Raw genomic sequence first — 24,898 nt, 5'->3', positions numbered from 1 at the left:
TAACTTTAAGACATTAGACTAAAAATAATGGCAAATTTAAAGGAAATCCGTAATAGAATTACTTCCGTTTCATCGACGATGCAAATAACATCGGCAATGAAAATGGTTTCTGCAGCAAAGCTAAAGAAAGCACAAGATGCAATCACAGCTATGCGCCCTTATGCCGAAAAATTGACAGAACTGCTACAAAATCTTTCTGCTACATTAGAAGGTGATGCTGGTGGTGAATATACCACACAACGCGACATTAAAAAAGTATTATTAGTTGTAGTAACTTCAAATAGAGGTTTAGCTGGAGCTTTTAACACCAATGCTATAAAAGAAGCTAAAAGTCGTTCTGAATTTTATGCAGGAAAACAAGTTGATGTTTTTGCAATAGGTAAAAAAGGAAATGACGTTTTAAGCAAAACTTTGCCTGTAGTTGCAAATTATAGTACTGTTTTTGATGATCTTACTTTTGATAATGTTGCAAAGATTGCTGATGAGTTGATGGCTAAATTTGTTGCTGGTGAGTATGATAAAATTGAGTTGATCTACAACCAATTTAAAAATGCTGCTACACAAATTGTTCAAACTGAACAGTTCTTGCCTTTAGCAGCTCTGAAAACAGATGTTGTTGTTGCTCCAGGTGATTATATTTTTGAGCCTTCAAAAGAAGAAATTGTTTTGACCTTGATTCCAAAATCATTAAAAACACAATTGTATAAAGGCATCCGTGATTCTTTTGCTTCTGAGCATGGAGCACGTATGACAGCAATGCACAAAGCAACTGATAATGCAACGGAATTGAGAAATCAATTGAAATTGACTTATAATAAAGCACGTCAGGCTGCAATTACCAATGAAATCTTGGAGATTGTAGGTGGAGCAGAAGCTTTAAAAGGATAGTAATTATTTACACACAAATAGAAAAAGAGCCAACATAACGTTGGCTCTTTTTTTTGTGGTTAGCTCTTCTTTTTGAATGTTTTAAATGGTTTTTCTGTACTTGTGATGACTAGGGACGTTCCCATAATGGAGTCAATTTGTTTTTTATCTATAGTCTCTAACCAAGAATATTTTACTGTTTTTATATTTTGCCAGGGATTTGTATTTACTGTTTTTTCTATTTCAGGTAAGGCTGTTTTACCTTTTTTTTGGGCGTAAGATGTTGTAGTGAATATGGCGAAGCATATCAAAAAGTAGATGTATTTTTTCATTTTTTTTGTACTGAAATAGCTATAATTATATTTCAAATAGTATGCCAATTCGTTAATTAGCTTAAAGTTTCTGTAATAAAATTCACGACTAGTTTTAAGTATAGTATGATTATTTTCAGTAATAGTGTGATCATTTTAATAATTATTAATTTTTCATTTGCAATTAAACCAAACCTTGCTTTTGCCATAATTCAAAGTATTTACCTTTTTCCTTTAAAAGGGACTCATGATTTCCTTTTTCTACGACTGTTCCATTTTCCATTACCAAAATGGTGTCGGCATTTGCAATTGTGCTCAATCTATGAGCAATCACAATTACTGTTTTTCCTTGCTCTTTAAAATTATCAATCACTTCTTTTACTACTTTTTCAGAATTAGTATCTAAGGATGATGTTGCTTCATCCATTAACAAAATTTCTGGATTTTTGTATAGTGCTCTGGCAATTGCAATTCGTTGTTTTTGACCACCTGATAACATGGCACCATTTTCACCTATTTGTGTTTCAAAACCGTTAGGTAATTTCTCTACAAATTCTGTTATGGCTAATTGTTTGGATAAATCTAATATTCGTTGAATGTTAGGAAATGAATCTCCTAACGCGATATTTTCAATTATTGTTCCTGAAAATAAATTGAGTTGTTGTGGAATTACTCCAATAACATTTCGTAAACTTTGGTAATGAATAAATTGAGCATCATGATCTCCTATGTATATTTTCCCATCATTTATTGGGTAGAGATTTTGCAAAAGTGAAATTAAGGTAGTTTTACCGCTGCCACTTTCTCCGACAATGGCTGTGGTTTCATTTTTTTTGAAAACGGCATTAAAATTTTTGAATACTTCTGTTCTAGATCCATATCTAAAACTTACATTTTCAAACTTGATGTCTCCAATATTTTCTTTCAAAAATGCTACTTTATTTTCTGTTTCTTCTCTTTCTAAATCCATGATTTCAAAAAGACGATCTGCAGCAATCAAGGCATTTTGAGCGGTTTTATTCATCCCAATTAATGATGCTACTGGTGAGGTAAAATAGCCAATTAATGCATAGAATGAAAATAATTCACCTGGAGTTATAGCTCTGTCAATTACATAACCAGAACCTATCCACATAAGTATTACTGTAAATATAGAGGCCAAGAACTGCGTTGAAGTCCCAGCAAAAAGACTATTTAGTCCGGATTTATAGCCAGTGAATAGTAATTTAACAAACTTGTTTTCTGTTTTTAAATTTGAAAATTCTTCAATTCCAAATTCTTTAACTGTTCTAACATGGGTAATACTTTCAACTAATTGTGTTTGTAGTTCAGCAGCATTTTCCATGATGGTTCTTTCAACCTTTTTATTAAATTTGTTTAGTAGATAATAAATTAGTGCGTAAAAAGGAATAACCAGTAGGATCACCATTGCTAGTTTCCAATAATAGGTAAACATCAATGTGAATGAAAAAATAACAATAAAAATGTTAACTATCATTTCAATAGCTACCTCATTTATAAAGGATCTAATCTTCACAGCATCTCCAATTCTTGACGTGATTTCTCCAACTTGCATGGTGTCAAAAAACCTTTGTGGCAAATGCAGTAAATGTTTGTAATAACCTAAGATTAATTTAGCATCTATTAATTGTCCTGTTTTCATAACAAAAATACTCTTCTTAGAACCAATATAGGCTTGGAGTATTATGATGGCAATCATAGAAAAACTTAATAAATTCAGCAAGTTTCTATTACCTTCGACCAATACGTAATCAGTAATTTTTTGAATATAAATCGACATGGCCAATCCTAAAACAGTAAAAAGGATGGCACCCACTAGAGCTTGAATTAAAATGATTTTGTGTGGTTGTACCAAATTCCAAAATCGTTGTAAAGGTGATGTCTTTTCATTATAGGTTTTAAAATCGTCATTAGGAGCAAAAAGAATCAGTACTCCTGACCAAATTTTTTGAAATTCATCATACGTGTAGGTTTCCATTTTACCAAAAGCAGGATCCATTGCTGTAATCTTGGATTGACTTTCGACCTTTGACTTTTCAACTTTATAAACTACAACATAATGATGCAATTGTTCTTTTACAACCACGTGAGCTATAGCAGGTAACGGAATTTTATCAATAGCATCTAAGCCTCCTTTAACCCCTTTAGCGGTGAAGCCCATTTTATCTGCAGCTTCAATGATTCCTAATACATTGGTACCTCGTTTATCGGTATTTGCATATTGGCGAATGCGCGCTATGGGTAAATTAACCTTGTAATGATTGCCAATTGAAGCGAGACATGCAGCACCACAATCTTTAATATCATGTTGTTTTATTTTTATTGAAGCCATTATAAGATTATAGATGAAAGAAAAAAGACATTAGACTTTTCTCAGAGAGTATAAATTGTTTTATAAAATTTTACTAGTTTAAGATCTTTATGCAATTTGTTTCGGGTTGAGCCAATCATCCATCTTGTCAAATAGTAGATCATATAAACTGCGTCGTGCAATGGTGTATCGCGTGGTTAACGTCATGCCCTTGGACACTTTGGTTTTGTAACCCGATTCTAAATGCATTTCAGAGGAATTCATTATAGAGCGTACTTTAAAAAAAGCTTGATCTCCTTGTATGGTGATGTTACGATCAATATCGATTACTTTTCCTTCTAGCAAACCCCATTGGTTGTAATTGAAAGCATCGAGTTGGAATTTTACCTTTTGATTTTTTCTTATTAAACCTATGTCGTTTGGTGAAACAGTACTTTCTACAATCAATTGATCTATTGCCGAAATAGAGGCAATAGGTTGAGCGGCATTCAAGAAAGAACCAGCTTGAATTCCTGAGAAATTTTCTATAGTTCCAGATAATGGCGCTGTTATATAATAGTTTTGGGCTTCTACTTTTATTTTTTCTAGGGTGCCGTTTAGGTTTTGAAGTTGCATTTGTAGCTCTCGTTTGCTGTTTTGCCAAAGGCTGCGTTGGTTTTTTTCTAAACCAGCAAGAGCTTGCTGAGCATACGTATATTCAAAACTGTATTTTTCAAATTCAGCTTTGGCAATTATGCCCTTATCGTGCAACTGTTTGTTGCGGTCATACACTATCTTTGCTTGTGCAATTTTGCTTTGCAATTCCTCTCTTTTATTATTGTAACTCTGCCACTCTTGCTGCATAGCAAGTGTTTTTAAACCCGTAGCCCTGCCTTGTGTAACTTGAGTTAAATCATGAATTTGATCCTCAATAGTAGCCGCAGTCACTTGATTATTAGCTCTCTCGGTATTTAAATTTTCTTGTGTAATGGCAACCAGGGTATCTCCTTGTTGCACTACTTGGTTGTTCTTTATTTTTATAAAAGTTACTTTGCCATTCACTAAGCTACTTACTGGAACATTGTCAGTAGTACTACGCACGATACCGCGACTCTGACTGCTAATGTCTATTTTGATTACTGGTAATAAGGCAATAAAAACCAATACAGCCATTACTATTACTAGGTAAATAGAAAGGCTTTTGGTTTTGTTTTTAGCAATTAGATTTTCTATGGTATTGATGGGGTCTGAACTGAAGTTCATGAGTTTAATTTGTTTACAGTGCTTGCTCTCTTATTTAAATATATCTTCATAAATCCCATTGCAATCAATAACCGATAGCCTCTATAAACCCAAATATTTACTGGGAAAGAAAACAATTCATATGTGTCTTTGGTTTGATACAAGGAATATATAAAGCTTAGGGTAAAGGTAATTCCAAAGAATAAATAAAAGTTTTTGGATAGATTCATTGTTAGAGTTTTGAAGCTTGTTAGAAGACAGTTTTAATTAAAGATAAACGTTGTTTATTGCGAAATATAGCTTTGTTGGAGAGTAGAGTAAATTAAAATTGAAGAATCCAGCTTTATTATAAACCTTTGTAAAATTTTAGTGAATAATAATTGATATAGTATTAATCATAACATGTAATCCATATCCCCAAAAAAAACCTAGTTTTAATCTTAAATTTGAAATGAAATATCCCATGATTATTTGCGGAAAGATAAAGAAAAAATATAAAGGAGAGATTTCATAATGTAAATGTTTTATGTTTACTAAATGAATGAGCCCAAAAAGAAAAATCGAAAATATTGTAATAGTTTTTATTTTAGTATTGTATAGTTTTAAAATCGAGCCATAATTTATTCTTACTAAATATAAGACACTGATAGTAGTTACAATTGAAATCCAAAATACTGACGAATAAATATTAATATTTAATATGGAACCATTAATAACATAAATAATTATTAATGAGAGCGATATTTGCATGTTTATTAACTTTGGTTTTAGATGTAATCTAAAAATTATTTCCTCAATAAGTGGTACAATAATAGCAATTGAAACAAAACTGTACCGGGTATCTATTAATTGCCTTGATTTTGATATCAATGCGACAACGGATTCTAGACCAATAAAATTGATTATTATAGAGTCGATCAGTTTTATAACAGGAAAAGTTAACAATATAAAAAAAATAATTAAAAAATAGCTTACTATTGATCTTTTAACTTTTCCATAAATATTAATTTCTTTTGAATTAAAAAAAATATTATAGAAGGATTTACTCATATAAATTTTATTACAAGAGCGTTTTTTGAAACGCTCTTGATTAATAATTATGATTTTGGCGCAAAAAAATACAAAACTGTTGCTGCCATTAAAAGAGCTTTACCCGTAGCTTGTCCTAATTCGTATGCTAAACCATCATGCCCACCATTTGTTTCGATGAGTTCATTTTTACTCATTAATTTTAAATTTTCCATAGTTTCTTTTGATTAAAATGCACTTGTAAATCCTCTTAGAAAATCACCAGCTTGATGTATAAAATTGGTAACACCTTTAGCTATACTAGCTCCATCTAAAGCTTTATCTGTATATGGCAATTCACCACCATTAACTTCAATGGTATCAAAAGCATTAAGCTCAACTAAATTTAAATTTTGTAAATTCATTTTTTTAAGTTTTATTGTTTATTTAAAAATTTTTAGTAAGGAAATCCTATCTTTGGAAGATAATTTCCAAAAGGGTTAAGGGATGGTATGCATCCGTTTCCATCTCCATTATCATAAACACCAGCAGTTACTGGTGTCAAAATAAAACCATCGCCACCTGTGGTGGTCATTAGCTGTTCATTTGATAAGCTTTCTAAATTCATTTTTTTAGTTTTTAAAATTACACATTTCATTTCAATAAAAAGTTTCTCGAGAACTTTTGTGCTAGTTTTTTTGGAGACCGTAGCTTTATATACTCCTTGCTCTGTTTTTAATAGGGTTACAGTACAGCTGAATTATTCCCTTGTGCTTGTTTTTTTGGAGACCATAGCTTTATTTACTCCTTGCTCTGTTTTTAATAGGGTTACAGTACAGCTGAATTACTCCCTTTTGCTTTGTTTTTTGAGGAACAAATAGCTTTACTTAAAACCTCATGCTCTGTTTTTTAAAGGGTCACATTACAGCTAAATTATTCCCTTGTGCTTGGTTTTTTGGAGACCGTAGCTTTATATACTCCTTGCTCTGTTTTTAATAAGGGTTACAGTACAGCTGAATTATTCCCTTGTAATTGGCCAATTGATTATGAAAAGTAATCAACAGTTTAAAGTAACGTCTTACTACAAAACGGTGTTACTTTCTTGAGGGCAAAACAAGGCTATTAATTAACGCTGTGCAAACACTTGTTGTCGGAATTCCGTGAATTCCGACACTGAATTCACGGAATTCAGTAAATTGTATTTTATAACTCGTTGAAAATTATTTGTTTAAATAATGCAAAATAATCATGGTTTTTAGTATTATTTTAGGGATGTAGCTGTATTTTTGCACAAAAACCTACTATAATGATTAACCTACAATCGATTAAACTAGTGCTTTTTGTACTCTGTCCGTTTTTTTTATGGTCGCAAACCGCGGCTACAACAACATCATTATCCTATAATTCAATTGACGATAATTATTTTAAAGACGATGGCAATGCTAAAAAGCAATTGGCGTGGGCTAAAGTCTATCTAGATAAAGCTAAAAAAGAGAATAAAGCAATCCGAAAAGCCAGAGGTTACTATTTGTATGCTATTCTTTACTATGTAGATCAACCGGTCAAAGCCATTCAATATCTAGATAGTGTTATCAAATACTCCAAAATAGAACCAAATAAATATTTTCCTGCTGCTGCTTATTGCGAAAAAGCGGGCTTATTAGTGGATTTACGAAAATTTGATGACGCGCTAGTTAATTTTAACTTGGCAGAACAAGTCGCTTTAAAAACAAATATTGATTATTACTATGTGGTTCGGGACTATATTGGGACCACGAAATCTGAAGAAATGGGGGAAGTGGAACAAGCGTTACAACTGTATCACGAAAACTATAAATATTACAAAACGAAAGACTATCGAGGAGATTATTACTCCTATTGGTTTCAAAACACAATATTTGGATTGGCAGATTGTCATAAGTCTTTGAAGCAAACAGACTCTACTACGTTTTATAATGATTTAGGCTACAAAGAAGCTACTATTACTAAAAACAAACGATATCAACTGATGTTTACTTTGAATGAAGGAGCCAATCAAGTGGATAAAAGAAATTTTAGAGCTGCTTTAGACAGTATTAAAAAAGCATTGCCGGGTTTAATAAAAGTAAAAAATACAGGGAATGTTTTAGCTTCTTATTTTTATTTAGGCAGATCTTATGTAGGTTTAGGGGATAAATCATTGGCAGTTCAAAATTTTATAAAAGTGGATTCCATGTACCACATTAGAAAAAAAATCACACCAGAATTTGTAGGCGGCTATTCCTATTTGATTGATTACTACAAACAAATCGGAGACAAAGAGAAGCAGTTGAAATATTTAACAACTTATATGGAAATCGATAGTGTGTTACAAAAAAATTACAAACACCTAAATAAAGTGCTGCGCACTGAATATGACACGCCTCATTTGTTTGCTGACAAAGAAGCTTTAATACAATCCTTACAGAAAAAGCAGTCCGTTTCTTTTACAGGAATTTTAGTGTTAGGAATTTTAGTTTTAGGCGCTGGTGGTTTTGGAGGCTATCAGTTTTATTTGAAAAAACAATACCGCAAACGATTTGAAGCGATTATTCATCCTGCTTCACCTGATGTTCCAGTTTCAAACACTATAAAAAATGAAGATAGATCTTTACAAGAAAATAAATCACAAGAATCACTTGGTCTAGCAGCAGAAGTTGTAGAAGAATTATTAGAGAAGTTAGTCCATTTTGAACAGAATAAAGGATATTTAGATAATACGATTACCATTCAAAAAGTTGCCTTACAATTGAATACCAACACCAAATATCTATCAAAGGTCATTAATGAACAGAAAGAAAAAACCTTTGTGCATTACATTAATGATTTAAGAGTTATGGTTGCAGTTGAACAATTAAAAGCCCAATCTATATTACGCAATTACACAATGCCATCATTAGCGAAGGAGTTTGGATTCAATTCTGCCGAAGCATTCTCGGCAGCTTTTTATAAAAAGCACAAGATAAAGCCTACTTTTTTTATCAAAGCCTTAGAAAATGAAAAAATGCAATAACTTTCATATTTTCAGTTTATTATGATTTTTGTTGCTATCGGAATTCCGTGAATTCCGATAGCAACTTTTAATTTTTTTTAGCAATAATCATAGCAATCTTATACTTTTGGAATTAAAATAATAACCAAATAAATTTATTACATGAAAACAGAAAAAAAACAAAAAGAAACTAAATCTAAGTTTGATTTACAAAAAATGAGTGTAGCTCAATTGGATAATTTACATTTGATAAATGGTGGTGATAATAATATATCTGTTAATGGAGATGATCCATTAACAATTACAGATAAAGATAAAGGAGGTTCAACGAGAGATTGTGGTGTTTCCATAATTAAACATTTATAATAATATGCGATTTTTTTTTTTATTAATGATAATTTTTTTGACTAATTGTAAGGTTAAGCACCTTAATAACAGAGAATACAAAGCTGATTTAGAAGTAAACAAAATACAGCAGTCTAGTGTAAAACTTTGGCATCAAAAAGATGTTCAACAAGATACGATCGTGGGAATTTCGCTAGATAAATGGTATGATCAAAATAAAAAAGTAGCCAAAAGTAAAGCTATTGTTGTTGCGGTTATTGATACTCAAATCGATTTAAAACATGAAGATTTACAGGGTCAAATATGGGTTAATAAAAAAGAAGTTGCAAATAATGGTATTGACGATGACAACAATGGCTATATAGATGATAGTAATGGTTGGAACTTTATAGGAACAAAAAGAGGAAGCACCGTATGGTCTAATTTTGAATATGTTCGTATTGTAAGAGAATATGAAAAACAATTCAAAGAAATTAAGGAATCAGATGTATTGAATAGAGACTTCAATAATTACAAAGAGTTTATTAGGGCGTTTAACTTACAAAATAAACAAAAAAAATTTTATGGAAATTGGTTAAAATCATTGAAATATAAAACTGTGAAGTTTCCAATTGCTAAAGACAGCCTTAAAAAGTATTTTCCAAAGGAGAATTACACCTATCAACAATTGGATAGTATGTATAAAAAGTATAAAATTAATGATAAGTCATACATACAGAGAAGAGATGATAATGATAGCGATTTGGGGGCACTAATTGAAGTTTTGATGTCTGCATTAGAGGTAAACCAAAATAGCCTGAGTGATATAAATAAATTGAAAGAAGAAATAGATTCTATTGTAAATAGAAATTTAAATATGTCTTATAACGAGAGGCGCTTTTTTGATCTGAATGAATACCTTTTTGAGAAGGGATATGGAAATAACAACGTTAGTTCTAATTTATCAGGGATAACCATTAATAATCATAGTACTAGAGTTTCTGGTATACTAGCAGCCAATCGATTCAATGGAATTGGAGTTAAAGGAATAGCAAGTAATGTTAAGATAATGCCTTTGAGTATTTCACCATCGGGAGATGAACACGATAAGGATATTGCTTTAGCTATACGTTATGCTGTAGATAATGGAGCGAAAATTATTAATATGTCATTTGGTAAGGAATTTTCCTTGCATAAAAAATGGGTAATAGATGCTTATAAATATGCAGAAATGCATGATGTCTTATTGGTACATGGTTCAGGAAATAATAGTTTTAATGTAGACGAAAACCCCTATTATCCAAATGATGTTGATTATGAAAATCCAAATGAAGTGGTGGCGAACTTTATCAATGTAGGAGCTACTACCTCAAAAGCAGACAGTACTTTGGTAGCCTCATTCTCTAACTACGGGAAAAAGAATGTAGATTTATTCGCTCCCGGAGCAAAGATATATACCACTGCGTCGAATAATACTTATGGTTTTGAGTCTGGCACTTCATTCTCTGCACCTATGGTTTCTGGAACAGCGGCTTTGATATGGTCGTATTATCCTAAACTTAGTGCTAAGGAAGTCAAGGAGATTATTCTAGAATCGGGAACGGCGTATGATATAGAGGTGTTAATCCCTGGGGGTGAAGGTAAAAAAGCCAAATTTTCTGAACTTTCTAAATCAGGGAAAGTATTAAATGTTTATAATGCGATGCAACTAGCCGAAAAAGTGAGTAAAAAGAAACGATAATGCACCACTATCAAATTCGTCCTTTTTCTTCACATGTTTTGAGAACCCCATTGTTACCGCTTTCTTTTTATACTAAAATAATGGAAAAGGAAGCGGTAATTAGCGTGTTTGACCTTCTACAAGATCCTTTAGTGTATGAAGCGCTACAGTTGGCTTCTCCAGAACTAGTTGTACTGGTAGAAAAATATTGGAAAAATCCCCAATCCTTTTCCAATAAAAAGACAACAGCTTTAGCTTTTAGTGTCTTGAAATACTGTGCAAGGATGGCATCGCGCTGTACTCCTTTTGGGTTATTTGCGGGTTGCACTGTTGGCGAAAAAGGCCAAACCACCAATATAGTAATGGACCATAAGGAGCTATTCCAACGCCATACGCAATTAGACATGCAATTTTGGATTGCTTTGTTACAAGAACTGGCGAAGCAAGAAGAAGTTAGGAACACATTGAATTATAAACCCAATACAAGCCTTTATGAAGTTGGATCTTTTTACCGGTATGTAGAGTATCGATATAAAGGAACCAAAAGAGAACACAGTATTGCAGCACTAAGAAAAACAGATGTTTTAATTCTAGTCTATGAAAAATCAAAACAAGGAATTACGATTGAGGCTTTAATTGATTTGCTGGCTGATGATGCTTCGGAACGTGATGATGCTAAAGATTTTGTGAACCAATTGATCGATTTTCAGTTTTTAGTTAGTGATTTAGACGGTGCTGTAACCACAAAAAACGAATGGGATAGAATACAAGTCCTATTAGAACGCGTTCCAAATTTTGAAAAAGAAATAACTTTTTTCAAAACGCTTAAAGACCAAATAGAAAGTTTAGACGCTGGACTTGTTCCTAAACCTAATGCTTATACTGATATAAAGGACATATTGACTGCAGCCAAAGTAACTTTTGATGAAAAGTATCTTTTTCAAACCGATTTAACAACTGCAACTAGTGTAAACACAATGCATCCAAAAGTATATCGTCAAACGCTTGAAGCTTTGACGTTTCTTAATGGCATACAAAAAAAGCACAAAAAACATACATTAGAAGAATTTATAAAAGCCTTTTTACATCGATATGAGGGAAGGGAAATGCCACTAGCCTTAGTGTTAGATACTGAAATTGGTTTGGGTTATCCGGTATCATTGCAACGAAATGACACCCACGAGCTTTTAGAATTTATATATTTTAAAAACAAAAATGAAACTGAAACCCAAACGTGGTCTGCGTTTGACCGAATATTAGAGCAAAAATTACAAACTTGTAAACAACTACAGCAAACCGTCTTAGAACTCACAGAGAAAGATTTTACTGATTTTGATTGCAACTGGAAAGAGGCGCCTACCACTTTTTCAGTACTGATTGAGTTGTTAAAGGAGGATGTAGTAGTTTTAGAATCATCTGGTAATGTGAGTGCTGTGAAGTTATTGGGTCGTTTTTGTAATGGAAATGAAGCTATAGCAACTCTAACTGCCGAAATTGTGGCTAAGGAGCAGGCCTATGATTCGAATCAAATTAAAGCAGAGGTAGTTCATATCCCTGAATCAAGAACCGGAAATATTTTAAAAAGACCCCCTTTGCGTCTTTATGAAATTCCATATTTATCGCATTCAGGTGTAAGTGAAGCGTATCAGATAGGCATTGATGATTTGATGGTATCCGTACAAAACAACACCATTATTTTGCGTTCCAAAAAACACAATAAAACAGTAGTGCCTTGTTTGTCTAATGCTCACAACTACGCTAGTAAATCTTTACCCTCATATCATTTTTTGTGTGATTTACAGGGTCAAAATGACAAACCTATTTATAGTTTTGATTGGGGAGTACTCTTTTCTCATTATCACTATTTTCCTAGGGTGGTATATAAAAAAGTAATACTTAGTAAAGCTAAATGGGTAGTTACTGCCGATGAAATTTCCTTTTTAGCACAACAAGCTGAAAATGTATTTTTTGAAGTATTTACCAATTGGAGAAAGGAAAGACAGCTACCACAATGGGTTAATTGGATACAGTTTGATAATACTTTGTTATTAAATTTTGATAAAGAGCTTGGTGCAAGATTATTGATTAATGCTGTCAAGAAACAACCCAAAATTATATTGGAAGAGTTTCTGTTTATGGAGAACTCAGCGGTTAATGATGCAGCACAAGAAATGTATTCCAATCAAATTATTCTATCTTTTTATAAAGAAAAAGTCACTTAATGAAACACTCTTAACAATCTTCATTGGTTTATAGGAAGTTCTGACTAACCAAAAAAACAATAAATTTTAACAGATGAAATCGCCATTAAGAACAGGTTTGTTGAAAACAAACACCGATGAATAAAAGGCGATACCTTATATGACCACTTAAAAATAATTTTTACATATATGAAAAGGGAGTTTTGCCTAGGAAGTGAATGGTTGTATTATAAAATTTATACTGGTGTACAAACAGCGGACTTACTTTTATGGGAAGAGTTTGCTCCTATTATTGAACAGTTAAAAGCTCAAAAGGTAATCGAGAAATGGTTTTTTATTCGGTATAACTATCCTGATTCGCATCTTCGTCTTCGTTTTTTAGTAACCAAACCAGAGGCAATAGCTACCATTATCACCGCATTCCATCCTGTTTTTGAGAAGTTATTGGTCAACCATTTAGTTTGGAAAGTACAAACGGATACCTATAAGAGAGAATTGGAGCGGTACGGAGAGGCCACTATGGTACATTCTGAGACTTTGTTTGGGTATCATAGTGAGTTGATAGTAGCCTATTTAAAGTTCAAACCCAATTTTGAGGTAGCAACACAGCTATTGTTTGGGCTGTTTACAATTCATCATTTTTTAGAAAGTTTTCAGTTATCAATGTCTGAAAAACACGAATTAATGCGCAGGTTACAAATGAATTTTAAAAATGAATTTAAAGCCGATGCAGCCACAAATAAGGAACTAGATACCCAATACCGTAAGCGTGAAGTAGAAATTACTGCCTTGCTATTAGACAAAACAGACCCCCCATTTGGAGTGTTAACTCCTTTTATAGAAACTAAAATGATAGCAACTGCTTTGTTAATCTCCAACATAAAGATTCAGTTGGAGATTCCTCTTTTTGATTTTTTAAGCAGTCATATCCACATGATGGTTAATCGACAGTTTACCTCACGCCAACGTCAATATGAGCTCCTGATATACGACCATTTGTATCGATTTTATAAAACTCAGGAGCTGAAAAAATATTAAAAAAGATTCTTAACACAAAAGACTGCCCCCAAATAGTGTCTAACTATTTGGGGGCAGTTCATATCCTGTTTCAAATCCCTTTTTTAGATTAACGCTACTAAACCTGCATCTACAAACTAAGGTATCAAACGTTCCGAACGAAGTTTTGCAAAAAGTTCGTAGAAGCAATCTTCGGTATTTTTAAAAACGAGAAAACCTAGTTTTCTACTTTTAGACATATCTGTATTTACTTCTATAGGTCGTCCTAGGTCAAGATCAGTATGCCAAGGCGAAGCAAGTTGGTTAAGATCCAATTCTTTAAGCCCATTTTCAGTCGCGATTTTTTTCCAAACTTCGCTATCTTGTACCATTTGTTGTTCTAGAGGATGCATCGTTCCATCATATCCTTTTACTTCGAGTCCAAACGAATCTCCTATTTTTTTCCAAAGCCATTTCCATCGAAAAAAGTCGCCATTGACTACATTGAAAGCTTCGTTAAATGCTTGCTCAGTTGTAGAAGCCCATATTAAATGTGCTGCTAATACTTCAGCATCGGTCACATCTGAAAGTCCGTTCCATTGCGCCTCTGAACCTGGCCATTGAAATGGTTTGCCAATTGCTTTGCAAATACTAGCATAGACAGCAAGTGTTGTACCCAAGTTCATTAGGTTTCCAACTGCTTTTCCAATTACTGTATGCGGACGGTGAATGCTCCACGTAAATCCATCTCGAGCTGCAGCAGCGTAGACTTCATCTTCTTGTGCGTAATAAAAATTATCGATGTCTAAACGCGGTTGTTCTTCCCTAAACGGAGTTTCGGGCAAAAAACCTTCTTTGGCGTAAGCTTCAAATGGCCCCAAATAATGTTTGAGTCCTGTTACTAAAGCTACGTGTTGAACTGATTTTTTAGGAGATAAAACATCTAATAAATTCCGAATCATTAAGCTATTTACTCGTATATTTTCCAGCTCAGAATCTTGACGCATCCACGTTGTAATGTATATGTGCGTAGGGGTTATATCTTGCAAAGCTAGTTTTAAACTGTCAAGATCCAATAGATTGGCAACTACGGGTTGCAATCCAGTAATGTCTTGGCTTGGGTTGCGGGCTAATCCATAAGTTGTCCAACCTTTGTTTATTAGTTGCTGCGAGAGTGCGCTTCCCGTTATTCCGGTTGCTCCCACTACAAGTGCTATATTTTTCATATTCGTACTTTTAAATTTGTAGGTACAAAATTCAGCAATGCAAATAGGAAAGTAAAGGATCTATATCACATAAAACAAGTGATATAGATCACATTAATGTGAGAGTCTGCTCAAGGTTTCTCGAGAAATTCCGAGGTAGGAGGCTACTAAAGTTTTAGAAAGGCGCTGAATCAAGTTTGGATATAATTGAATAAATTGAGTATAGCGCTCCTCTGAATTTTTGCTCATTAATGAAAGAACTCTATTTTGAAGTGCAATAGAACCTGCTGTCATTTTTTGTAAAAAAAAGAATTCGATTTTTGGTAGCTCGCTACATAATTTAGTTCTGTTTTCTAGTGAAATGTAATAAGTTTGTGCATCCTCTAAACAATCAATGTTTAACGTAGCATTTTGTTCGTTGTAAAAACCTTGATTATCCGTGATCCACCAATCTTCCATTGCAAATTGTAAAATATGACTTTTGCCTGATTTGTCTAAATAAAATGATCTGAGCAATCCTTTTACAACAAAATGAACGTAAGGAACTGAGTTTCCTTGTTGCAGAATATATTGGTGTTTTTTGTACTTTCCTATTGAAAAATAAGAAAGTACCACTTGAAACTCAGCATCCGTTAATGGTACAATTTTATCGATTTGATTTTTTAAAATTTCTTGCATCTGGATGTTTCTTACTGTTTAGGTAAAAATACACTTAAAATAGTTTATTTAAATAGCAGCAGCGAAACATAGCACAAATATTAGGAAATAAAGTCTGCTATTTTTACTAAACAAGGTTTTGATTTTACAAGTAGCAGTTTTTTAATTTTAATTAATAATTTATTCAATCATTACGGTAAAATTTACTTTATGATAATTAAAATTTTTACAATAAATGCAAGCTATAAACTGTTGTTTCAAGAGTTTCGCTATAGATATCACTTATTTATTTTAAAATTTTTAACGTTGATTTTTTAAATATTCGTCCCATCATCACTTTTAATCTCATTCCTTTTTCTCTAATTTTACATTTTTGAAAAGCAAATATGAAATTAGAACTTAAAGAACTTACTACCAAAGAACAAATGCTGGCACAATATGCTGTCATGTTGCATTTGTATTCTAACTTTACTTACGAAAAATACGATGCGTATCTCACTGAGATGATTCCGCATAACTACAAACAAATTGCTGTTTTTGAAGGCGATGTTTGTGTAGGACTTTCTGGTTTGTGGTCTGGGACAAAATTATGGTCTGGCAAGTACCTCGAAATTGATAATTTTATCGTTCACCCTGACCATCGTAAAAAAGGAATTGGCAAAATAATGACTGATTATGTAGATGCAGTAGCCAGAGAAACAGGCTGTACCATGATTGTACTCGATGCTTTTACAGGTAATTTTACAGCGCATCGTTTTTATTACAATCAAGGATACGCGCCTAAAGGATTTCATTTTTTAAAAATTATTAACGAAGATGGTTTAAGCTAAAACGCATTGGTATGAAAACAAGCTTTGTAAATATCCTATTTTTAGTGTTCGTATGTAGTTTTATCTCTTGTGGAACAAATCAAGATTTTCAACCGCACTTTCCTCAAAAAATAAAAAAAACATTTGTCCAAAAAAACACTTTTTTTATAGAGTTTGATCAACCATTGTCAGCAAACTTACAACTCATTTCAGTTCATTATAACAAGCAACACGCAGCTTTGCAAAGTGCTTCACAGTTATCGTTCACAGGAATCTTGAAAGCTACTGCAGCACCCACTGATCTTATTTTGGACGCAGATCCAGCCAAAGAATATGGCAATAAAGCACCCGCAATACACCAACCCAAATTTAAGCTAGAACCTAACCAAGCCGTTTTAGAATATAAATTAAATCACAAAACGTATTTTTACAAAATACAAAATGTGGTGATCCAGCAATAGCTTAAATAAGAACCGTTTTTGAAATGCTATACATCAAGCGGGTGGTAGACCAAAACAAAACCCTACCGCAAGCAATTTCAGCAAAGAATTTCTTATTTTTGTCGCTTTAATTTTAATACACATACCATTTTGGGATTATATAAAAGTCTTTTTAAACAAACAGCTATTTACGGTCTAGCCACGGTTATTCCCAGGATGTTTAGCTTTTTTTTAGTACCCTTGTACACAAAATACCTACCTGTAGAAGAGTTTGGTAAAGTGTCTATGATTTTTGCTTGGCTTATTATTTTTAATGTTGTTTTGTCCTATGGTATGGAAACTGCTTTTTTTAGGTTTTACAACAAGGAGACCAATAAAAAATCAGTTTTAGAGACAGCCTCAGTATCTATCTTTTGGACCTCGTTATCTTTTTTATTTTTAGCGCTACTGTTTCGCAATAAATTAGCCCTATGGTCAAATATAGATGTTCAATACATCACCTATACCATTTGGGTTCTTGTACTAGATGCGCTGGTAATCATTCCGTTTTCTAAGTTAAGAGTACAACAAAAACCGTTGCAGTATGCCGTTATAAAAATAGGAAACGTAACAGTCTATCTTTTGCTCAATTTGTTCTTCTTGATTTATTTGCCTTACTTGGCAGAGTCAAATCCAGGTCATTTTTTTAGTACATTATACCAAGAAGAGTATCAAATAGGCTATATTTTTGTGTCAAATATTGTAGCAAGTTTGCTCACATTTGTGGTATTGTCACCTGATTATTTAAAACTAAAATGGCATTTTGATTTCCAGCTTTGGAAACGCATGATGCAATACGCAATGCCTATTATGGTAGCCGGACTTGCATTTGCCATTAACGATCAGTTTGACAAAATTTTATTGGGAGAACTATTGCCAGCCAATATTGCCGACGCAGAAGTAGGAGTGTATTCCGCTTGTTATAAACTCGGTTTGTTTATGGTCTTGTACCGTACTGCCTACACTTTAGGAATTGAGCCTTTCTTTTTTAGTCATGCTGATAGTAAAAATGCACCACAAACTTACGCTACCATAACCAAATATTTTGTCATTTTTGGGTCGTTCATATTACTCTCAGTTATCGTTTTTGCCGATGTTTTAAAGGTAATCATGATTCAGGACGAGTCCTATTGGGAAGCTATGAAAGTAGTGCCATTAATTATTTTGGCTAATTTTTTCTTAGGCATTTACACCAACCTTTCCGTATGGTACAAACTCATTGATAAAACGTATGTAGGCGCTTACATATCAATCGTAGGAGCCATCATCACACTAGCGCTCAATTACCTGCTAATCCCAACCATGAGTTATTACGGATCGGCCATAGCCACCATAGCCGCTTATGGTAGCATGATGACCATCTCTTATTATTTCGGAAACAAATATTACCCCATACCGTATGACAGCCGTAAAATTTTTATGTATCTCTTGATTTCAATCGGTTTTTCAGCGATTTCATTTTACGGATTCCGGGAGAATTATTTCGTAGGAATCCCGTTATTGCTGGTGTTCCTTTATTTTATATACCACAACGAAAAAGAATTATTAACCCAAATACTAAAACGTAAAGCAAAGTAGTATCAAATTTTCTAGGAGCTTATCGCGCCCTTCGTTTCAAGCTTTTTCCTAAAATTGTTTTTTTCTACGGCTCAAAAGGAGCTTCTTGCAGTCGCTCTTTTCACCCTCGAAAAAAATACAATTTTATAAAAAAAGGCTTTCCACTTCGGTCACGGCTAAAAAGCGCACTTCCTAAAAAGAATATCTGATCCTGATAACTAGCTCAAACAAATACATTATGAATATCAACATCATCAATAAATCACAACACGACTTGCCTAGCTATGAAACCATCGCCTCGGCAGGAATGGATTTAAGAGCCAATATAACCGACGCAATTACCTTAAAACCATTAGAAAGAACCATCGTAAAAACAGGTCTTTTTATAGAACTACCTATTGGGTATGAAGCGCAAGTAAGACCACGCAGCGGACTAGCTGCAAAAAATGGTGTTACCGTACTGAACGCACCCGGAACTGTAGATGCGGATTATCGTGGAGAAATTGGAGTTATTTTAGTAAATTTATCCAATGAAGATTTTATTATTCAAAACGGAGAACGTATCGCGCAATTAGTAATAGCAAAACACGAACGCGCCGAGTGGACTGTAGTTCAAGAATTATCAGAAACTTCAAGAGGTGAAGGTGGTTTTGGTAGTACGGGAGTAAAATAAAGCCCCCTTACCCCCGAAGGGGGAATTGATAATTACAAATAGAAGCTAATATAAATTTAAATCCTACTCACCCCTAGTAGTAGTTCCCCCTTCGGGGGTTAGGGGGCTCATATGAAAATAATCGTTCCTATGGCTGGTCGTGGATCACGCCTTCGCCCACATACATTAACCATTCCTAAGCCATTAATTCCTATTGCCGGCAAACCTATTGTACATCGATTAGTTGAAGATATCGCAGGAGTTTTAAATCAACAAATTGACGAAGTAGCTTTTATCATTCATGAAAGTTTTGGTCAAAAAGTGGAAGAAGAACTTTTGGCTATAGCCCAAAAACTTGGTGCTAAAGGAACTATTTATTACCAAAACGAAGCCTTAGGAACCGGTCACGCCATTATGTGTGCCAAAGAATCTTTGAGCGGACCAGCGGTAATTGCTTACGCAGATACTTTAATTCGTGCCGATTTTGACTTAGACAAAGAGGCCGACAGCGTAATTTGGGTAAAACAAGTAGACCAACCAGAAGCTTTTGGTGTGGTAAAATTAAACGCGAACAATGAAATCGTTGAGTTGGTTGAAAAACCAGCGACTTTTGTTTCAGACTTAGCGGTTATCGGGATTTACTATTTCAAAGATATCGCAGTACTTAAAAACGAATTGCAGTTGGTACTTGACAATAATATCATTCACGGTGGCGAATACCAAATCAATGACGGAATCAAACAAATGATGGCCAAAGGCATGAAATTTGTCCCTGGGAAAGTTGAGGAGTGGATGGATTGCGGTAACAAAAACGTGACTGTAGAAACCAATTCTAGAATGTTAGGATTTTTACATAATGATGGTGAATCCTTAGTTGATGAAAGTGTAAAACTAGAAAACGCAACTATTATAGCACCATGTTATATCGGCAAAAACGTAGTGTTGGTTAACGCTACGGTTGGTCCAAATGTTTCCCTTGGTGACGGTTGTCATGTGGTAAATAGTACGGTAAAAAACAGTTTGGTACAAACGCATTCGCATATAAAAAATGCCGTTTTAGACAATGCCATGATTGGTAATCACGCTAGTTTTGACGGGAATTTTGCCTGTATTAGCATTGGTGATTACTCCGTTTTAGAATAAAAAAAGCACCAGCGTTTTACAAGTTTTAATTTTTTTTAAGCTGTGAAACGCTGGCTAAAATATTCAATGTGGTTTTTGTACTAATTGTGATATAATTGAGTTGTAATAAGATATGAAAAACAAAGCTTTTTTACTTTTTATACTTGGAATTTTAGGATTCCCTGCATTGCTATGCGCACAAACAGAACCTGAAGAAATCAAGCTTGATACAGATCAATTTCAAGAACTTTTTTATGAATCGTTACTTCAAAAAGGGATTGAGAATTATGACAAAGCTATCGTTGCTTTAGAAAAAGCTGATAAATTTAAACCTAATGATGCAACCGTTTATTTTGAGCTGGGCAAAAATTATTTAGCCTTAAAAGACTTTCAAAATGCCTATTCCTCATTTGAAACGGCTACCAAGCTTGATCCTAAAAACAGATGGTATTGGATAGGGATGTATGATGTAAGTTATGAAACTAAAAACTTTACTCAAGGTATAACAATAATTAATAAATTGATAGAATTTGACCCTAAATATAAAGAAGATTTAACGTCACTTTATATGGGTACCAATCAGTTTGAAAAAGCATTGGCACTGATTCAAGAACTTAATGAAACAGTAGGAAAAACAGATAGAAGAGAATTGTACAAAAGCCAGATCTTGGCACAAGGAAAATATCAAAATCTAGAAATCAATAATCTAGAAGAGCAAATTGTTAAATATCCGCAGCAGGAATCAAATTATATTAGCCTTATTTTTTTGTATACCAAGAACAATGAAGATGCAAAAGCATTTGAAATTGTAAAAAAGTTAGAAAATGCAATTCCAAATTCAGAGTGGGCACAAGTCAGTTTGTTTAAAACATACCTTGACGGCAATGATGCTCAAAAAGCCATTACGGCAATGAATGTGGTTCTAGGAAGTTCTAAAATTGACTCAAAAATCAAGCATAGAATCTTAAATGAATTTTTAATTTTCACACAAAAAAATCCACAGTACGCACCTGATTTAGAAAAAGCAGTCGCCACGTTTAATAATGATACGAGTGTGGATGTAAACAAAGAAATCGGGAAATTTTTTCAAAATAAAAAGCAGTGGGATAAGGCGGTATTGTATTATGAAAAATCAGCTCAAAGAGGAGTTGGAGACACGCTGGAAACGAACTTACTTTTGTTTCAGTCGTACGTGGAGCAGAAAAATTTTAGTAGCCTTGCACCCAAAGCCGAATCTTTGATAGAAACCTATCCGTCACAAGCACAGTTTTATTTTTACGCCGGATTAGCGTACAACCAGTTGCAACAATTCAAGAAAGCAAAGGACTATTTAGAAATGGGCATGGATTATGTAGTAGAAAATAAGGAATTAGAAATTAACTTTAATTTACAACTAGGTGAGGCCTTTAATGGTCTGGGTGATTTTAAGAAAAAGGATTTATTTTTCTCAAAAGCCAATCAATTACTAAAAGAAAAAAAATAATGAAAAAAGGAATATATTTGGTTTTACTGGCGCTTGTAATGGTTTCTTGTAAATCAAAGGCCGTTGCAGTAGCCACAGTAAAGGAGCCGCTTGCTGAGACAAATGTAATGACAGCCAAAAAAATTATTGAAAACCATTACAACAACAAAACCGATTTTTCAACCCTGTACATCAAGTCTAGTGCTAGGTATAGTGACGACAAACAAACTCAAAATGTAACTGCCGAAATTAGAATTAAGAAAGACGAGCAAATTTTAGTAAGCATTCGATTTTTAGGAATCACTATGGCCAAAGCCTTGATAACTCCTTCCACAGTGAGTTATTATGAGAAAATAAACAACAGTTATTTTGAAGGGGATTTTAGTAGCTTAAGCCAATGGTTAGGAACTGATTTAGATTATTCTAAAATTCAAAACCTGTTATTAGGTCAGGCGCTTGATGACTTGAGAAAAGGCAAATACACTGAAACAATTTTGGATCAAAGCTATAGATTAGATGCTGTAACAAATGAAAACACACAAAAATCATTTTTCTTAGACAGCAATCAGTTTTTAATCCAAAAACAAGAAATTACGCAACCTAAAGAAGAGCGTATGATAAAAGTAGCCTATCTAGGAAACAAAGAGTATGACAATATGAAACTACCTACAGCCTTACTGATCAATACTTTTCAGAAAAAAGGAACTACAGAAATCAATTTAGAATACAATTCGGTTTCCTTTAATGAGGAACTTTCTTTTCCATATAGTGTACCAAATGGGTACAAAAGAATTTTAATTAAGTAAATTAGCAAAAATATTTTTTATCTCATGCCAAAATATATCCTAAGCCTAATTTGTATTTGTATGACTTCATTGTTGTGGAGTCAAGAATCACAACAAGAAAAATTAGAACAACGCAAAGCACAAATTCAAAAAGAAATTAAAGAAAACGAAAAGTTATTACAAACCGTAAAGAAAAAAGAAAAATCTGCGGTAAATGTAGTAGTGATTCAGAGTACAAAAATTAAGCTCAAGGAGAAACTAATTAATACCACCGAAAAGCAAACTAAATTGCTTAAAAATGACATGTATATTAATCAAGTTCAGATTAATAAACTTAAAAAAGAGCTTGAAATTCTAAAAGAGGATTACGCAAAAATGATTGTAAAATCCTATAAAAGTCGTTCTTCTGAGAGTAGAGCTATGTTTTTACTATCATCTGAAAATTTTCTTCAAGCGTATAAAAGAGCGCAATACATGAAGCAGTATACCGGTTATAGAAAAATGCAAGGGGAAGAAATAAAAACAAAAACCGATAAATTAGCAGACTACAATCAGAAATTAGACATTCAAAAAACGGCCAAACAAAAGTTGATTGCCGAAAATGAAAAGGAACGTTTGTCTCTTGAAAAAGAAAAACAAGAGCAACTCAAGTTAGTGAATTCTATTAAAAAAGACAAGAACAAGATTGCGCAAGAAATTAAAAAGCGTCAGCAAGAGTACAGAACCATTGACAGGCAAATCAATAGGTTAATTAGAGAAGCAATTGCCGAGGCCAACAGAAAAGCAGCATTAGAAAAAGCAAAAGCTAATCCTAGTGCTCCAGTATCAAAAGCGGCTGTATCATCATCAAAAATTGAATTAACTCCTGAGGCAAAAATAATCGCCGATAATTTTAGGTCAAATAGAGGTAGACTTCCTTATCCTGTTGAGAAAGGGTTCATATCACTAGGATATGGAAATCAAACGCATCCTATGTTCAATACCATCACGGTTCACAATAGCGGAGTTGAAATTACTACTGATAAAGGAGCAAATGCAAGAGCCGTTTTTGGTGGAGAAGTAACAAGTGTTATTGTAATCTCTCCAGTAAATAAAGCGGTGATGATACAACATGGAGATTATTTTACGGTGTACCAAAATTTAAGTTCCGTTTCTGTGAGTAAAGGTGATAAAGTAAGCATCAAGCAAAGTATAGGAAGGGTACGTACGAATGGTGAAACGGGAAAAACCATAATTAAATTCTTAATACTTCAAAATACAACTTATAATAATCCTGAGGGCTGGCTTTCACCAAGATAAATTATTTTTAAATTTTATAAAAACACTATTGAAATCCTAGGAAATCAATAGTGTTTTTTTGTTACAGTTAATTGATCGTAACTATTTTTGGTAAGTTTCAATTTTGCATGGTAGATTTGTGAATTTTGTTTAACTTTGCATCTAAAATATTAAACAAACATAGGTGTTGAAATTTATTTTGGCACCTCAAATAATAAGACACAACCGTCAAAAATAGTAATTTGAAGAGTTGAAAAGTATAAAAAACATGGAAAATAAGAAACCAGATAACGTTGTTTACAATCAAGAAAAAGGATTCAATGCTAATGTATTGCCGTATGCTACTAATGTAGGTGCGCCAGCTATACGTGTTGATGATGTAGTTTCCTGGAAAAGCAGAGGAATTGATAATGTAAACAAAGAACTCGGGAATAAGTTTAACGAACTCAAATTACAGTACGAAAAGTTAATGCAAGAGTATGAGTGGAATGAATTAGTCTATAGTGCCAAATTTTCCTTTGAACCTGTAATAGGCGAAATTTATCATTTATATAGAGATGCCGAAGGCGTGAATTTTTTATCCTTAATAGGTCCTAATGAGTGGAACAAAGAGCACATAGGTAGTTTTAAACTTAACAGCGACAAGAAATGGATTGTGTTGCATGATGTAAGCTCTAATTTGTTTTAATGCTGTAGGGTTATCTGTAGGGTATTAATATAATATTTTTTACCAATTTAAAAAGGAGCTAAAATTTTTAAATTTTGCTCCTTTATACTTTTGTCTATACAGGAAAATTGGTAAATCAAATAGTTTTTTTAACGTTATGAAATCCCAAGAAAAAAATCTAGATTTTTTTATATTTTAATAAGCCTAATAAAGAATGAATTACTAATAATTTATT

The 24,898-nt window shown here is 33.2% G+C and carries 23 protein-coding genes; 15 read left to right on the top strand and 8 right to left on the bottom strand.

Annotated features, from left to right (window positions below):
* Positions 1-27: 27 nt before the first annotated feature.
* Positions 28-888: an ATP synthase F1 subunit gamma gene (gene atpG, locus K5V07_RS00170; RefSeq protein ID WP_182648737.1), complete on the top strand. Its 861-nt coding sequence runs from the start codon at positions 28-30 to the stop codon at positions 886-888.
* 59 nt (positions 889-947) lie between these two features.
* On the opposite strand, the gene K5V07_RS00165 is transcribed toward atpG, so the two are convergent.
* The 6 genes from K5V07_RS00165 to K5V07_RS00140 form a co-directional block, all read right to left on the bottom strand.
* The gene (locus tag K5V07_RS00165; RefSeq protein ID WP_221915884.1) at positions 948-1,199 is read right to left on the bottom strand and encodes a hypothetical protein; all 252 of its coding nucleotides are present in this window, start codon (positions 1,197-1,199) and stop codon (positions 948-950) included.
* Positions 1,200-1,362: 163 nt separating this feature from the next.
* Complete coding sequence (locus K5V07_RS00160) at positions 1,363-3,531, bottom strand: peptidase domain-containing ABC transporter (protein WP_221915883.1); 2,169 nt, start codon at positions 3,529-3,531, stop codon at positions 1,363-1,365.
* Between the two features lie 87 nt (positions 3,532-3,618).
* On the bottom strand, positions 3,619-4,752 hold the full coding sequence (locus tag K5V07_RS00155) for an HlyD family secretion protein (RefSeq protein ID WP_221915882.1): 1,134 nt from the start codon (positions 4,750-4,752) through the stop codon (positions 3,619-3,621).
* 1,076 nt (positions 4,753-5,828) lie between these two features.
* Positions 5,829-5,975 carry a hypothetical protein gene (locus K5V07_RS00150; protein WP_221915881.1) on the bottom strand — a complete coding sequence of 49 codons (147 nt, stop codon included), beginning with the start codon at positions 5,973-5,975 and terminating at the stop codon, positions 5,829-5,831.
* Positions 5,976-5,987: 12 nt separating this feature from the next.
* The gene (locus K5V07_RS00145; RefSeq protein WP_221915880.1) at positions 5,988-6,164 is read right to left on the bottom strand and encodes a bacteriocin; all 177 of its coding nucleotides are present in this window, start codon (positions 6,162-6,164) and stop codon (positions 5,988-5,990) included.
* A gap of 32 nt (positions 6,165-6,196) precedes the next feature.
* The gene (locus tag K5V07_RS00140; protein WP_221915879.1) at positions 6,197-6,367 is read right to left on the bottom strand and encodes a hypothetical protein; all 171 of its coding nucleotides are present in this window, start codon (positions 6,365-6,367) and stop codon (positions 6,197-6,199) included.
* A 678-nt stretch (positions 6,368-7,045) separates the two neighbouring features.
* On the opposite strand from K5V07_RS00140, the gene K5V07_RS00135 reads away from it, so the two are divergent.
* The 5 genes from K5V07_RS00135 (at position 7,046) to K5V07_RS00115 (ending at position 14,032) form a co-directional block, all read left to right on the top strand.
* Positions 7,046-8,770, top strand: coding sequence for an AraC family transcriptional regulator (locus tag K5V07_RS00135; protein WP_221915878.1), 1,725 nt, complete (start codon positions 7,046-7,048; stop codon positions 8,768-8,770).
* Between the two features lie 141 nt (positions 8,771-8,911).
* A complete protein-coding gene (locus tag K5V07_RS00130) occupies positions 8,912-9,115 on the top strand; it encodes a hypothetical protein (RefSeq protein ID WP_221915877.1) in 204 nt (67 codons plus the stop codon).
* Positions 9,116-9,152: 37 nt separating this feature from the next.
* Complete coding sequence (locus tag K5V07_RS00125) at positions 9,153-10,814, top strand: S8 family peptidase (protein WP_221915876.1); 1,662 nt, start codon at positions 9,153-9,155, stop codon at positions 10,812-10,814.
* On the top strand, positions 10,814-13,015 hold the full coding sequence (locus tag K5V07_RS00120; protein ID WP_221915875.1) for a lantibiotic dehydratase family protein: 2,202 nt from the start codon (positions 10,814-10,816) through the stop codon (positions 13,013-13,015). The genes K5V07_RS00125 and K5V07_RS00120 overlap by 1 nt, the downstream gene beginning before the upstream one ends.
* 168 nt (positions 13,016-13,183) lie before the next feature.
* Positions 13,184-14,032, top strand: a complete 849-nt coding sequence (locus K5V07_RS00115) for a thiopeptide-type bacteriocin biosynthesis protein (RefSeq protein WP_221915874.1) — start codon at positions 13,184-13,186, stop codon at positions 14,030-14,032.
* A 116-nt stretch (positions 14,033-14,148) separates the two neighbouring features.
* Here K5V07_RS00115 and K5V07_RS00110 read toward each other — a convergent pair whose 3' ends face one another.
* Both K5V07_RS00110 and K5V07_RS00105 read right to left on the bottom strand, forming a co-directional pair.
* Complete coding sequence (locus K5V07_RS00110; RefSeq protein ID WP_221915873.1) at positions 14,149-15,216, bottom strand: SDR family oxidoreductase; 1,068 nt, start codon at positions 15,214-15,216, stop codon at positions 14,149-14,151.
* Positions 15,217-15,309: 93 nt separating this feature from the next.
* Positions 15,310-15,873, bottom strand: coding sequence for a Crp/Fnr family transcriptional regulator (locus tag K5V07_RS00105; protein WP_182648725.1), 564 nt, complete (start codon positions 15,871-15,873; stop codon positions 15,310-15,312).
* Between the two features lie 365 nt (positions 15,874-16,238).
* Here K5V07_RS00105 and K5V07_RS00100 point away from each other — a divergent pair, with 365 nt between their 5' ends.
* The 9 genes from K5V07_RS00100 (at position 16,239) to K5V07_RS00060 (ending at position 24,684) form a co-directional block, all read left to right on the top strand.
* Entirely contained in the window at positions 16,239-16,682 is a 444-nt protein-coding gene (locus K5V07_RS00100) for a GNAT family N-acetyltransferase (RefSeq protein WP_221915872.1), read from the top strand.
* Positions 16,683-16,693: 11 nt separating this feature from the next.
* Positions 16,694-17,122 carry a hypothetical protein gene (locus K5V07_RS00095; protein ID WP_221915871.1) on the top strand — a complete coding sequence of 143 codons (429 nt, stop codon included), beginning with the start codon at positions 16,694-16,696 and terminating at the stop codon, positions 17,120-17,122.
* 129 nt (positions 17,123-17,251) lie between these two features.
* Entirely contained in the window at positions 17,252-18,718 is a 1,467-nt protein-coding gene (locus K5V07_RS00090) for a lipopolysaccharide biosynthesis protein (protein WP_221915870.1), read from the top strand.
* 217 nt (positions 18,719-18,935) lie between these two features.
* Entirely contained in the window at positions 18,936-19,370 is a 435-nt protein-coding gene (gene dut, locus K5V07_RS00085) for a dUTP diphosphatase (RefSeq protein ID WP_221915869.1), read from the top strand.
* A gap of 111 nt (positions 19,371-19,481) precedes the next feature.
* Positions 19,482-20,492, top strand: coding sequence for a sugar phosphate nucleotidyltransferase (locus K5V07_RS00080; protein WP_221915868.1), 1,011 nt, complete (start codon positions 19,482-19,484; stop codon positions 20,490-20,492).
* 112 nt (positions 20,493-20,604) lie between these two features.
* On the top strand, positions 20,605-21,954 hold the full coding sequence (locus K5V07_RS00075) for a lipopolysaccharide assembly protein LapB (protein WP_221915867.1): 1,350 nt from the start codon (positions 20,605-20,607) through the stop codon (positions 21,952-21,954).
* Positions 21,954-22,739: a DUF4292 domain-containing protein gene (locus K5V07_RS00070; RefSeq protein WP_221915866.1), complete on the top strand. Its 786-nt coding sequence runs from the start codon at positions 21,954-21,956 to the stop codon at positions 22,737-22,739. Before K5V07_RS00075 ends, K5V07_RS00070 begins: the two co-directional genes overlap by 1 nt.
* Positions 22,740-22,763: 24 nt before the next feature.
* Positions 22,764-24,017, top strand: coding sequence for a murein hydrolase activator EnvC (locus tag K5V07_RS00065; RefSeq protein WP_221915865.1), 1,254 nt, complete (start codon positions 22,764-22,766; stop codon positions 24,015-24,017).
* A 247-nt stretch (positions 24,018-24,264) separates the two neighbouring features.
* The gene (locus K5V07_RS00060; RefSeq protein WP_221915864.1) at positions 24,265-24,684 is read left to right on the top strand and encodes a DUF2452 domain-containing protein; all 420 of its coding nucleotides are present in this window, start codon (positions 24,265-24,267) and stop codon (positions 24,682-24,684) included.
* The last annotated feature ends 214 nt before the right edge of the window (positions 24,685-24,898 follow it).

This window comes from Flavobacterium sp. CHNK8, assembly GCF_019774515.1.
GTDB classification, from domain to species: domain Bacteria; phylum Bacteroidota; class Bacteroidia; order Flavobacteriales; family Flavobacteriaceae; genus Flavobacterium; species Flavobacterium tiangeerense.
The sequence above is the reverse complement of the archived record's forward strand: the minus strand, read 5'-3'. Positions and strand labels throughout refer to the sequence as shown.